Origin of the sequence: Pedobacter sp. JY14-1, from assembly GCF_029269825.1 — a bacterium.
Taxonomy (GTDB): domain Bacteria; phylum Bacteroidota; class Bacteroidia; order Sphingobacteriales; family Sphingobacteriaceae; genus Pedobacter.
The window spans coordinates 685,597-698,307 of the sequence record NZ_JARJHU010000003.1 but is presented as its reverse complement, the minus strand read 5'-3'; the positions used below and the strand labels follow the sequence as shown (position 1 = coordinate 698,307).

Here is a 12,711-nt window from a genome sequence, read left to right as displayed (position 1 = left end):
TATCTTTTCTTTGGTTTTTTGGTAGCTATCTGGTCACGGCAATCCTCCTTCCCTCTATTTTAAAATGCACGGTATTGGTCAGTTCAATCTTTCTCAGCAGCATAGAAACCTTATCAAACCGGTTTACCGATCCCGAGAAGGTCTCCCGGGCCAGCTCATCGCTGATACTCACTTCTACACCATACCATCGCGATACCTTACGCATGATACTGCCCAGGCTCTCGCTCATGAAAACAAATTTTCCATTTCTCCAGGCCACAATAGCCGCTGCATCAATAGGGATTACATTTAAGGAATGATTATTTAGAATTGCTTGCTCGTTTGGCTTAAGTACCTCGCCATTTACCGCCGCACTACCCTCTACCAAAGTCGTCTTTACACCTGGTTCATCAGGGTAAGCGTTAATGTTAAACTCCGTGCCGATATCTTCCACCACCTGCTCCCTTCCACCCGGCGTTTTACTCACTACTTTGAACGGTTGTTTATCATTATGTTTTACTACAAAATACGCCTCACCTTGCATAAATATTTTTCGCTCTTTACCAGAAAACTGAGCTGGAAACTCCAGTTTTGAATCTGCGTTCAGCCAGACCTTTGTTCCGTCCGGTAGTGTAAAGGTGTAGGTCTGGCCTTTGGCTGTTGTCGCGATCATCATTACCTTGCTTTGCGCATTCCCGTCATTCGTAGTGCCGTCATTCGTAGTGCCGTCATGTCGACGTGAGGAGACATCCCTTGAACTGGCATCTTCAAGAGATCCCTCGTTACCTCGGGATGACGGGTTGGAGCGGTCGTCATTGCCACCCCTGCCGTCATTGTGAGGTTGCGTAGCTTCCGAAGCAATCTCACTGCCGTCTTCATAACTCAGCCCAGCAAGCCCCGCAGCGCCTCCGACAACCACACCCTTTTTCGCGCTGTCCAGTTGAATCACCTGTCCATTTGCCAAAGTGATCGTCGCGCCATAGTTACCGGGAGCAATGTCGTTAGCGGCATTCAAGAGATTCCTCGCATCCTCGGAACGACGGGAAGCATTAAATGTGGAATTAAAAAACCACACCCCAAACACAATCGTCGCCACCGCAGCGGCAATACCTGCAATCCTGACGTACATCGGCAACCGCTTAACCCTACCTCTTTTCTCTCCGCTAACATCATCCGCACCGGCAAGTACCCGGCTCCACACCGCTGCGCCGATCCGCTCAAAATCCTCATCGCTCAGCCCCGCCGCTTCACCGGCATGCAGTTCCAGCAGCCACTTGTCTACCAGACGCAGTTCGTCCTCACTGCAAGTGCCAGCCTTATATTTCTCCAGAAGTGCTTTCGCTTCATTCATTTATTTTTTTCCCTTTTCAACTTCGCAAGCCCTTTTCTAACGCTTACAAATTACAGGACGAATGAAAAACCGTGAGTGGGTACTCGTAAATAAAAAAATTTAATGTATCTCAAATACTCAGCATTATAGATCATTCAATTTAAACCACCAGCATAAACAGCTCTGGGCCAAGCCTGCCTTTAAGCGTTTTCAAGGCACGCTTCATATGCGTTTCTACAGTCTGCTCGGAAATTCCCAGTTCCTCTGCAATTTGCCTGTTGCTCATAAAAGCATCCTTCCTAAGCAGAAACACCTGCCTCATCTTATCGGGCAAGGCCGCAATTTCCTGTTCGATCAATCGGGTAATGTCTTTTTCACGGATGCGGTGATCTGTTCCGCCTGCCTCTTCTTCAATGAGCTGCTGCAGTTTAGCGATATGCTCCTCATGCATTACCCGGTGCCGGAATCCGTCCCTGATCCTATTTAAGGCCGCAGTAAACAAATAACTCGCCAGCGTCTGCACCACAAGCCCACTCCTTTGGTTCCATAACTGCACGAAGATATCCTGAAGCATGTCCTTTGAAGCATCCTCATCGCCGATCTTTTTATAGATAAAGCTCAGCAGCAGCGGCTCATAGCGAACAAAGACTTCCTCAAAAGCAGCGGCATCGCCCTCATTTAAAAAAGCCAGCAGATCCTGATCTGTGTACGCAGCGTAAGCCCCCATAGTTTTTTTAGTTGAACTAAAATAAGAATAAGTTACAGCAAGTATAGGCTATTTCACTGACTTCCCACCTTCACCGATGACAAAAACCTCAGGTTTGCCAATCTCTAACCAATAGCACTATATTAGCCTGCATGAAAACCTTCGCCGAAAAAGTAGTTGAATTCAACCGCAACCTGCGTTACACAGGCGATCTGCCACCGGGCATTCAGGTCATGAATCCATACCTCGATAATCCGGAAACACTACAGGTAATGGAAGCATTCTACCACAAGTTTTACAGCGACTCGAAAAAACGACGGTTTATAGTAGGCATTAACCCGAGCCGTCATGGGGCGGGTGTTACCGGCGTACCCTTTACCGATACGAAACGTCTGGAAAGTGCCTGCGGCATTACGATGCACACGGCGCATACTCATGAGATCTCATCAGTCTACATGTATGACATGATCGCTGCATACGGCGGCGCGGCGGCTTTCTACAGGGATTTTTATATCAATTCTCCTTTTCCACTGGCCATCATCCGCCAGACCCGCGACGGAAAGTGGCTCAATGCCAACTATTATGATGAACCGGTTCTTTTCGAAACCCTCCGCGACTTCATGATCAAATCCTTAAAGGCACACATCAGTCTTGGCCTCGATACTTCAGAAGTTTTCATCTTAGGCAGAAAAAATGCAGATTTTATCCAGAAGATCAATAAAACAGAACAGCTGTTTGAAAAGCTAGCCGTACTCGAACACCCCCGCTACATTCAGCAATACAAATCAAAGGAAAAAGAGCTGTACATTGATAAATACCTGCGCTCATTTGCAGGTTATACAACCGGCTAATGATGCCGCCAATATGGCAAACTTCCTTACTACACCTAAGCCTGGCCCATACTACGAACCTGCAACGACAAAATAAAGCAATACCATCATTACAAAACTGCAAATCATCTTGCAAAACACAACAATATCTCTAAATTTGCAACCCCGGGAGCAAGGGCTTTATGCCTTAGCCTCACCGCTCGGGATGTAGCGTAGCCCGGTATCGCGCCAGCATGGGGTGCTGGAGGTCGTCGGTTCAAATCCGGCCATCCCGACAAAAAAAGCCTTTTCTGATAGTCAGGAGAGGCTTTTTGTTTTTACGAGGTATAGTTTGGAAGGCTTTAAGCGGGTTATCTAGGGATTGTTGAAAGCTAGATTCTGATTAAGTAATTTTTACTGACCTTGCTACCATTTTGCTATATTAAGGAAAATCAACAATGAAAACTTTTAAGCTTAGCCTTTTTATCTTATGGTTATGCCCGATATTTTGTTATTGCCAGCATTACAACGTCAAAAAAGCGAGCATTATCTATTGTGGGCTAGGGAATGAAATTTACTCAATATTCGGCCATGTTGGAATTAGAATTACAAATGGTGTAAGCGACAGAGTCTATAATTTTGGAACCTTCGATGCCTCAACGCCACAGTTTATTTCAAAGTACATCAAAGGAAATTTGGATTATGCGTTATCAATTGAAGATTATGATCAGTTTATTCTTTCCTATGAGGCCGAAGGTAGAGAGGTAAAGGAATTCCAGTTGTTATTAACTGAGAACGAAGTTTATGATCTAGAAGCTAAGCTCCATAACATTTACAACTCTTCATCTAGATTTTATAGATATCAGTTTTTACAAAATAATTGTTCAACAAAGATTTCCGAACTGCTGAAGAGAATATTAGGCGATCAAATTATTCAGCCTGACTATGAATTAAATTCTACGTACCGGCAATCTTTAAATGAAACCATGAGATTTAACTCCGTTTGGAGATTTCCTGTCAATTGTTTATTAGGGGCAACAGGAGAAAAAAAACTCAGTATAGCATCTAATTATTATTTGCCAGATTCGTTAATAAATACTCTATCCCATACCAAGCTGTCCAACTCCAAAGAAAGTTCAATTCTCGGGAACCCAACTTCAATTCTTCCACCAAAAAATGAATTAAAGACCTGGCATATTGACTACATAGTTGTACTTTCGGTATTGATCTTTGTGGTTTTGTACAAAAGTAGATACCTCTTAGTATTCACCAGTGTTTTAGGAATTGTCATCGTTTTTTTAATGCTATATTCCAATAGGGAGGAATTTTCATACAATTATAACATATTGATATTTAATCCTTTCGACTTAGTTTTGTTCATTCCAAGATCCCCTAAAAAGTCGATACTGTTTTGTTCTGTGCTCCTAAACATTGGATATGTGTGCGTCTTCATTATACTATCAATTACTTACTTACCATTGATTTTATTAGCCGTGGGGTTGATTTATGTAAAAGCAAAAACTCTGTATGGCATACATAGGCAAAATAATTCCCACATCTGGTTGCAGCTAATGCTATAAAATGGCATTCATCAAATATTATCTTAATTCCGTACCTTAACGCCTATGGAATTCGCATGATGATGGCGGTCCTATTGATAAGGTCATCAATGATTCGAGGTACCTATTTAAATTCAAGCATGAACATCATTATGAAACGCCAGCTATTATTTTATTCGTTCTTTCTGGCTTTGGTACTTACTTTTAACATCAGTCTGGCCCAACAAAAACGTTATCAGTTTCAGGAAATAGTACCTGGTTGTGCATGTCCTGAATTTGAAAAGAGTAATTATGGGTGGGAATTGAAGCCTACTGACGATTCCACTGAATTTGAGATCAGGTTTCTACTTAATGCCAAGTGGTATGACCAAACGGTAACGACAATTACCAGGAAAGATGGGAAATACGTAGGTTACTTTTATCATAAAATGAAGGATGATTTCCGAAGTCCAGCACCTCTATCTGTAAATCCCTACAATTACAAGAAATTCCATATTGATGAAGCTAATCTTGATTCTATAGTTGAACAGTTGCTTGCCCATCAGATTACAACTTTACCAAATCAGCGCGAGATATATAAGAAAGGGTTTCTAACTCCGTATCATATTATTTATAAGATAAACGGGAGTAAAAGATCATTCAGTTTTGGATCTCCGGAAGATCCTATCCGAGAGTATCCGGATGAGCCTGTGTATCGACACTACGAGGCAATTCTCACGATGTTTCTAAAGATGGTGAGACCGATGTATAGCCAAGTAAGATCAGACATCAGCCGTGAAATTACATTGCAACAGGAGAAAGAGAAAAGAGACACCATTTTTCTGAGAAAGCCCAATGCGGAAGGGCACTCAGTTTATGTGGATAAAGACGAAGCTAAGTCGCCATACTTTGCAGTACTTACAAACCTTGATTACACTAATTCTGACAAACAATATAAGCAGGACGTTAAGGAACTTCAGAAATACAAAAAGCCACGCATTCAACCGATTACCCTAAGTGAATTGCCTCGTAACTGGGTTCAACTCCACACGTATAAAGAGAGATTCTATGTCTACTCTCCATCAAATAGAACACAAAGGAAGGTGTCGTTTAATGACAGCACCATGCTCGTGAAGGAAATGGAACGAATGGTACACTTGATTAATGGGGTGACGCAAAATAGTAAAGATGTTTACGCGGTCAGTACTACAGACTTTAGAGGTAACGAGCGAAAATTCCGGGTTCATTTAGTTGAAAAGTCACGTGGTATCGCAGTATTTGAAAACTTCTTTGGAAAAGGTTCACATGCCCTTATGGTAACTGTTGAGCGTGCTAACCGGTTTCCACTTGTAGTTAATTACAGCCCTAATCATATGGAGCCCGAGTTTGTGTTCGATACACCGGACTTCAAAACCCTGCTGAATTAGGTTTTTCATGATGAAAAGAAGTAATATTCTAACTTTAATATTTTCTATAACGATTGTAGCTTCTGGCTATGCGCACATGTACTATGCGCATAAGTTGTCAACCCTTTATGGCCTCGATCAATTAGTTATCGCAATATCTATTTATTTTCTAATTCAGGTATGGTTTTCGGGAAACTACCTGATCCAAGGCTTAACCTTCGTCCTTTTAGCAGGATCTACACTTCTTTTAATTAATATTCTTCATAATAATTATGTTGACACGCAGCTTAGGATGTATGGTAAGAATGCGAATGCGATAGTCACATCGGTTAAATACATGAGCGGTCCCAAAAGTTACCCAGGAATAATAATTAAGTTTACTTATTCTTCGAACGGTAAGATATACAATCATCACATAATAGATGATGTTGAAGATAGTAAGCGAATTATCGTTGGAGATATATTTCCTATAAGATATTCATATAAGGATCCGGACTTGTTCGAAGATGCAAGGAAGTGATGGTGGATTGCTACTCTTTTTTGCTATAATTACTTCATGAACAATCCTTCATTTGAAATATACGTCAACAATCATCTGGTTTCGACTGCCGGAATCACATCGGAGTTTGGAGTGGTATCGGTAATAACGCAATGGGTAAACAGCAATGTGGATAGTCACAAATACCTGAGCATCAACGTGAGCGGTTTAGATTCAACAACTGAAACATATTTAACTTGGTGTGATCGGGAATTGATCATTGGTGATGAAGTGACGATAAAAGTCACTGATGGAAAGAATATCTCAACTCCGATTGCTAAACCAAAGATGTCTGAAAAGGATCTGCTGGCGAGCAAAATCAGCTACTTTCATAAGCTGAAAGAAGAACTGAAAGACCACTTGTAAATATATCATTCCTAAATCAAGCCGTTTCTAAGAAGCGTTGCTTAAGACTGTTCTTTGAACATTGTTGCTCTTTTTTGTTATAATTACATCTCAAAGCACGCATAATCTACATCTAAATGTAGGATATGCAACGGTCATATCTGCCATACTTGTCTTTCCCTGGGCATGGTATCACTCTAGTGATAAATTCAAGAATAAAACAATTGAAGACAACAAGTATGACTTTGGCCGGTTACCATTGGCAATTAGATGGCTTTACATCGCATATTCCACGCTCATGACGATTGTCGCCCCTTTGGTTATAGTCGGAATGATTGCCTGGTCAATTGTTAGATAGGCATAGCATTCTGAATCTTTCGCTCCGCTAACGTCCTTGATCCAGAGTAATTACCCATAAAACACGAAACGCTCAGACAATCCTTAACTTTAAAACTATGATACTTGAAGCAGCAATGCTATATGTAAAGAAGCCTAACCTCGAAAGCTTTGAATCCGACTTCAAAGAAGCAGGCCAATATATAAGTCAAATTCCCGGTTACATTAACCATACTTTACAGAAGTGTATCGAGCAAGACAATAAATATCTCCTATTGGTACAGTGGGAAACACTCGAAGACCACACAATCGGTTTCAGGCAATCTGAAGCATACACTAAATGGCGGGAGCTTTTGCACCATCATTATGATCCGTTTCCGGTAGTGGAGCACTTTGTACAAATCGTTTAATTATTTGAAATAGACGGGTTAATTGGATTGCATTCATTGAACATATTCCCGAAACAACCCTTCTATTTTGAGAACCGCTTCCCTGCCTCTACGCCATTTACAATATTTCTGGTAGAATGCCGGCGCATAAAAGTAGAGCTGCTTGATTTCATTGCCCGTAATCAAATATAAGTTTAGACCCCCGCCGTCATATATTACAGGACTTTTGCGCCCATTCACACCGCAACCTTCTCCATCAACTTTATCATCAGAAAGTGTCCATGGTCTCAGGCGATGTATCTGTTTCCACAGATCCTGTAGCGTTTCTTGTTTTATTGCACAAACACTAAAGAATTCATTTACATCCACGGGCTCGGTCAAAATTTTATGTTTATGAACCTTATACATAGACTGTCTGATGTGAGTTGGAATAAGAACGCTGTTGCTTCTTGAATAAGCAAGATCTCTGTAAGTAAAACAATTCAATGTATCGCCCTTCTTACTGAGAAGGTAAACATTGGGGGCAACGCTAATCCAATTGGAAACTTGCTCAATCACAATCGTAGTATCGGCATTTGCCTGCATAAACTTGTACAATGGCTCAATCTTATGACTATACTGGGTATAGGATTGGAATACGAGCAATAACAGGAAGCCCATAATCAAAATGGTCGTCTTCATACTGTTAAATTTAACCAATCCAAGCTAACTATTCTTTTTTCGAAAAGATAACATTTTAACATAATGACAGTTAAAACAATTATGAAGGCGCGTTTTAATTACTGACGATACAATTCATCAGATTCGCCACTGGCAACGATCATTGCTGGGCGATTTTTTCATATTTATAAACCTGAGTTTTCCCGCTTGCCTTATAAATACTGTCCTGTTGCTTGTCCTTACGGTATTCCGTCAGCACAACCTCTTCCGAACTTAAGAAAACAGCATCAGGGTTTCTGGAAACTTTAGGGTCTCTCGAGTAAAAAATCGCAGGTCCGTCATCTTTCACGCGTGCACGGTAAAGATCTCTCTTCCACTTATAAAGTGTAGTATCATCATCACTGAACTTTTTCTTACAGCCGAAAGCTACTAAGAGCAGCAATGCGATCAAAAGGTTTCTTGCCATATTTTTTTTACATGAAAAAACAAAAAAAATCGGGCATAGCCAAACCTCGGCCGCCTATTTAACATAAATTAACGCGATAATCTTGTCCTACTCCCCCGAAACAATCGTTCTGAAGGTCAGGTTTACCCGCAACCCTGCAACCTTTTTTGAAGGAGGCAGCCGGTGCAGCCACCAGGTCTGTGTTGTGCCTTTCATGACCAGTAAACTACCATGTTCAAGTATCATTTCTACCTTTTCGCCGCTTTGCTTATGCTTAAAGGCAAATTTCCGTTCGGCGCCAAGGCTGAGCGAGCCGATGGCCCCGTTTTTCTTCAGGTCTTTTTCTTCATCACTATGCCAGGCCATTCCTTCGTCCCCACTATGGTAAAGGTTCAGCAGGCAGGAGTTGAACGTCTCACCTGTTTCCTGCTCTATCAACTCCTTTAACTCCAGTAGTTCCCTTGTCCAGGGCAGGGCACGTTTCGTCACATTGGAATAGGTGTATTCAAAAGGCTTTTCCCCATACCAGGCCACCTTTCTTTTAGTAATGATCTTCCTGCCAAAAATCATCGCCTCATCGTTTTTCCACTCGATGGTATGCAGCAGGGCATCAAGATAATGATCGGCTGCCGCAATACCCAGCAGCGGACCGTAGTAATTGACAATGCCATCTGCAGGTAACAGGTTCTTAAGCTTCTCCATATTCGCCCGCTCCTTCCCGTTCCATTTGCGCCGCTTCCCACCCAATGATTGCGGCCTTCCTGGTAGGCCCCCACATATAACCGCCAAAAATCCCCGATGACTGGATCACCCGGTGACAAGGGATGAGGAAGGCTACGGGATTGCTGCCGATTGCCGTGCCCACAGCCCTGGACGCCGCCGGACTGCCGATGCTTTCGGCAATGCTACCATAAGTAGACAACCTGCCCATCGGGATTTTCAGCAGGCTCTCCCATACCTTCAGCTGAAAATCTGTACCCTTCAGGTGAAGTTTGATCTCTGAAAGCCTGCTCCAGTCATTTTGAAAGATAAACAGGGCATTCTGCTGCATCTGGTCAAGCTTTCTGTGAAACGAGGCATTGGGAAACCTGACCTGAAGATCCTGCAGGGCCTTTAACTCATCTTCCTCAAAAGCCATATAACATACACCCTTGGCTGTTGAGGCTACGATGATACTGCCAAAAGCACTCTCTGCAAAACTGTAATTGATAACAAGTTCCTTCCCCCCATTCTTGTACTCGGCAGGGGTCATCCCTTCGATACTGACGAACAGGTCGTGCAGACGACTGGTACTGGAGAGACCGGTCTCAAAGGCCGTGTCAAACAGGGTCGCCTGCCGGTCAGATAACAGTTGTTTTGCATATTCTACACTGATGTATTGCAAAAAGCGCTTTGGACTTGTTCCGGCCCATTCGGTAAAGAGCCGTTGAAAGTGTGATGGACTTAGGTGCACCTTTTCGGCAACTTCATCCAGATTAGGCTGCTGCCGAAAGTTCTGCTGTATGTAATCGATCGCCTTTGCAATTCTAGCGTAGTTGAGTGCCGCCTGTGTCTCCATGTCTGTTCAAAGTTACGATACAAAAATCTGAATGTTGCGGCCCATATCAAATCCGGATCTTGCTGAATATTGCAGCATACTCATCTATTTTTACAGAGCCCCTTGACATTGAATGATAAAATATTTTACTTTGTAATTCAAAGTACATTCCACATGAAAGAAGAAGATATCTATTCAGAGCTCAGCTCAATCAGGAACCTGATGGAGAGATCAAGCAAGTTCATCTCGCTGAGCGGGCTTTCTGGAGTGCTTGCAGGGATTTATGCGCTGATCGGGGCGTATGTCGGATACAAATTGGTTTACAAGGACAATGGCGGCCTGATGTTCAGGGACAGCTACATTGATCTGAATATCTTGTGGCAGCTTTTCCTGATCGCTGCCATTGTATTGGTACTTTCGCTGTCTACCGGTATCTGGCTGACCATACGGCAGGCACGTAAACGGAACGAGAACTATTGGAACCCGGTAAGCAAGCGTCTCCTGATGACCATGACGATTCCGCTGGTTACCGGTGGGTTGCTGATCCTGATCCTGATGTCGAGAGGCTATTTCGGTGTGATCTCTTCTTCCTGCCTGATTTTTTACGGCCTTGCACTGGTGGCGGGCAGCCAGTACACGCTTTCCGATGTGAAGTGGCTGGGCTTGTGTGAAATCGTGCTTGGACTGATGGCCGCAGCATTTCCCGGCTATGGCATCGTGTTCTGGACCATAGGGTTCGGGGCGCTGCACATTTTGTATGGAACTGTAATGCATTTTAAATACAATCAGTGAAGATCTCGTTAGAACAATTTGATAAGGCTTTTGAAAACCGGATCCGCCTGCAGGTCATGAGCGTGCTGGTTGCCAACGACAGCTACGATTTCAACTCGCTGAAAGAGCTGCTGAACGTGACAGACGGCAACCTGGCCTCGCACCTGAAAGCACTCGAAAAGGAGAGCTACATCATCGTCAATAAAAGCTTTATTGGCCGGAAACCCAACACCCAGTATTCGGCATCACCTGCAGGAAGGGAAGCCTTTAAGAAGCACCTCCAGGCGCTTGAAAATTTAATCAGACAGCAAAAGCAATAATTTTTTTTACCCATACACTTTGAAATACAAAGTACTTTTAAAACAACAGATATGAACAACTCAATTGAACAACCGGTAACCAACATTTTTAAATGGTTCGGACAATCTGCCCTGATCAAACTCTTCATGATCGGTGTACTTACCCTGCTCCTGCTGATCCCATCCAGCATGATCCAGAGCCTCATCCAGGAACGACAGCAGCGGCAGGAGGAAGTGATCGGAGAGGTTTCCGATAAGTGGTCGGGCAGCCAGCTCTTACAGGGTCCGGTATTGGTATTGCCCTACAAAACGATGGTACGCACGAAGGACAATGCCGGCAAGGAAAATTTCAGTGAAGTGATCAGCCAGCTCTTTCTGCTGCCGGAAAAGCTGGACATTACCGGGAAAGCCGATCCGGAAGTACTGCACCGCGGAATTTTCGATGCGGTTGTGTACAACAGCAAACTGACGGTAAACGGCAGCTTCGGAGACCTGGAGCTTAAAAAGTCGGGGATCAATCCTGATCTGATCTTATGGGACAAGGCAAAGGTGGCCATCGGCATCAGCGACCTGAAAGGCCTCAAAAACAATCCTTCAGTTAAACTGGGCAATGCCGTTTACAGCGCTGAAACCGATTTCAGTCAGTCTACCCTGTTCAGCAACAACCTGATCGTGCTCCCCGACCTGAGTGCGGGAAAAAGTACGCGGCTGAATTTCAGTTTTGACCTCGACATCAGGGGCAGCAGTGAACTCAACTTTATGCACCTCGGAAAAAGTACGACGGTGCGGGTAAATGGTCCATGGACCAATCCCAGCTTCACTGGAAGGTATCTCCCCGAAGACCGCAAGATTGCCGACAGCGGCTTTGATGCATCCTGGAAAATGTCCTATTTCAACAGGCCTTTCCCCCAGCAATGGCTGGCCAAGGATGCAGCATTGTTGAAGGTAAATAATGACGCTGTATTTGGCGTGAAATTCATTTTGCCGGTAGATCAGTACCAGAAGACCATGCGGTCTGCGAAGTACGCGATCCTGATCATACTGCTCACCTTTGTTTCCCTTTTTTTCACAGAGATACTGGGCGGGAAGCGGGTGCATTTGCTGCAATATGTGCTGATCGGCGCAGCAATGACCATTTATTATACGCTGCTGCTTGCTTTTTCCGAGCAGGTCGGCTTCAATATTGCCTATCTCATCGCTTCAGTAGCTACCGTCCTGCTGATTGGCTTTTTCATTGGTGCGCTCCTCAGGAACAGGAAACCTGCGTTGGTATTTTCAATGATACTGACTGTATTTTACAGTTTCATTTTCGTGATTATCCAGTTGCAGGACCTGGCATTACTGTTTGGCAGCGTCGGCTTGTTTGTGATCATAGCGGTGATGATGTATCTCTCTGCACGAATTGACTGGACCCCGAAGCCCGTGTCGGAGGCACTTCAACCCTCGCCTGATTCGGGGCTGAATTGAGATTGGGTTGGGATTTGTTCGCAAACAGGTACCCGTTTTGCGAACAAATCCTGGTTCAGTTCCGAACAAATCCCATTTCAGGTACAGGCTAAGTGTATCGATTATCCGTTATATTTACAAAATGAAGCCTGATATGCGCAAACCATTACTGTTTCT

Annotated in this window: 14 protein-coding genes and 1 tRNA gene; 9 read left to right on the top strand and 6 right to left on the bottom strand. The window is 43.6% G+C overall.

From position 1 onward, the window contains the following. Positions 1 to 25: 25 nt before the first annotated feature. Positions 26 to 1,330: a FecR family protein gene (locus P2W84_RS09225; RefSeq protein WP_276089825.1), complete on the bottom strand. Its 1,305-nt coding sequence runs from the start codon at positions 1,328 to 1,330 to the stop codon at positions 26 to 28. Between the two features lie 139 nt (positions 1,331 to 1,469). Beyond that, a complete protein-coding gene (locus P2W84_RS09220; protein WP_276089824.1) occupies positions 1,470 to 2,036 on the bottom strand; it encodes an RNA polymerase sigma-70 factor in 567 nt (188 codons plus the stop codon). 131 nt (positions 2,037 to 2,167) lie between these two features. On the opposite strand from P2W84_RS09220, the gene P2W84_RS09215 reads away from it, so the two are divergent. The 6 genes from P2W84_RS09215 (at position 2,168) to P2W84_RS09190 (ending at position 7,397) form a co-directional block, all read left to right on the top strand. Beyond that, positions 2,168 to 2,866: an SMUG2 DNA glycosylase family protein gene (locus P2W84_RS09215; RefSeq protein ID WP_276089823.1), complete on the top strand. Its 699-nt coding sequence runs from the start codon at positions 2,168 to 2,170 to the stop codon at positions 2,864 to 2,866. Positions 2,867 to 3,046: 180 nt separating this feature from the next. Beyond that, positions 3,047 to 3,120, top strand: a tRNA-Pro gene (locus P2W84_RS09210). Positions 3,121 to 3,282: 162 nt separating this feature from the next. Next, complete coding sequence (locus P2W84_RS09205) at positions 3,283 to 4,404, top strand: DUF4105 domain-containing protein (RefSeq protein ID WP_276089822.1); 1,122 nt, start codon at positions 3,283 to 3,285, stop codon at positions 4,402 to 4,404. Between the two features lie 119 nt (positions 4,405 to 4,523). Beyond that, positions 4,524 to 5,789, top strand: a complete 1,266-nt coding sequence (locus P2W84_RS09200; protein ID WP_276089821.1) for a hypothetical protein — start codon at positions 4,524 to 4,526, stop codon at positions 5,787 to 5,789. A 535-nt stretch (positions 5,790 to 6,324) separates the two neighbouring features. Then, positions 6,325 to 6,672 (top strand): hypothetical protein, encoded by a 348-nt coding sequence (locus P2W84_RS09195; RefSeq protein ID WP_276089820.1) that lies wholly within the window; start codon positions 6,325 to 6,327, stop codon positions 6,670 to 6,672. A gap of 434 nt (positions 6,673 to 7,106) precedes the next feature. Then, positions 7,107 to 7,397 (top strand): antibiotic biosynthesis monooxygenase, encoded by a 291-nt coding sequence (locus tag P2W84_RS09190; RefSeq protein WP_276089819.1) that lies wholly within the window; start codon positions 7,107 to 7,109, stop codon positions 7,395 to 7,397. Between the two features lie 33 nt (positions 7,398 to 7,430). Here P2W84_RS09190 and P2W84_RS09185 read toward each other — a convergent pair whose 3' ends face one another. The 4 genes from P2W84_RS09185 to P2W84_RS09170 all read right to left on the bottom strand — a co-directional run bounded on the left by P2W84_RS09185 (position 7,431) and on the right by P2W84_RS09170 (position 10,039). Further along, complete coding sequence (locus tag P2W84_RS09185) at positions 7,431 to 8,057, bottom strand: hypothetical protein (RefSeq protein ID WP_276089818.1); 627 nt, start codon at positions 8,055 to 8,057, stop codon at positions 7,431 to 7,433. A 139-nt stretch (positions 8,058 to 8,196) separates the two neighbouring features. Further along, complete coding sequence (locus tag P2W84_RS09180) at positions 8,197 to 8,502, bottom strand: hypothetical protein (RefSeq protein ID WP_276089817.1); 306 nt, start codon at positions 8,500 to 8,502, stop codon at positions 8,197 to 8,199. Positions 8,503 to 8,589: 87 nt separating this feature from the next. Further along, complete coding sequence (locus P2W84_RS09175; RefSeq protein WP_276089816.1) at positions 8,590 to 9,183, bottom strand: alpha-ketoglutarate-dependent dioxygenase AlkB; 594 nt, start codon at positions 9,181 to 9,183, stop codon at positions 8,590 to 8,592. After that, positions 9,170 to 10,039 carry a methylated-DNA--[protein]-cysteine S-methyltransferase gene (locus P2W84_RS09170; protein WP_276089815.1) on the bottom strand — a complete coding sequence of 290 codons (870 nt, stop codon included), beginning with the start codon at positions 10,037 to 10,039 and terminating at the stop codon, positions 9,170 to 9,172. Before P2W84_RS09170 ends, P2W84_RS09175 begins: the two co-directional genes overlap by 14 nt. A gap of 153 nt (positions 10,040 to 10,192) precedes the next feature. Here P2W84_RS09170 and P2W84_RS09165 point away from each other — a divergent pair, with 153 nt between their 5' ends. Genes P2W84_RS09165 through creD form a run of 3 tightly spaced genes read left to right on the top strand, consistent with a single transcriptional unit; the run spans position 10,193 to position 12,555 of the window. Beyond that, positions 10,193 to 10,810 (top strand): hypothetical protein, encoded by a 618-nt coding sequence (locus P2W84_RS09165; RefSeq protein ID WP_276089814.1) that lies wholly within the window; start codon positions 10,193 to 10,195, stop codon positions 10,808 to 10,810. Beyond that, positions 10,807 to 11,109, top strand: a complete 303-nt coding sequence (locus P2W84_RS09160; protein ID WP_276089813.1) for a transcriptional regulator — start codon at positions 10,807 to 10,809, stop codon at positions 11,107 to 11,109. Before P2W84_RS09165 ends, P2W84_RS09160 begins: the two co-directional genes overlap by 4 nt. A gap of 51 nt (positions 11,110 to 11,160) precedes the next feature. Next, positions 11,161 to 12,555 (top strand): cell envelope integrity protein CreD, encoded by a 1,395-nt coding sequence (gene creD / locus P2W84_RS09155; RefSeq protein ID WP_276089812.1) that lies wholly within the window; start codon positions 11,161 to 11,163, stop codon positions 12,553 to 12,555. The last annotated feature ends 156 nt before the right edge of the window (positions 12,556 to 12,711 follow it).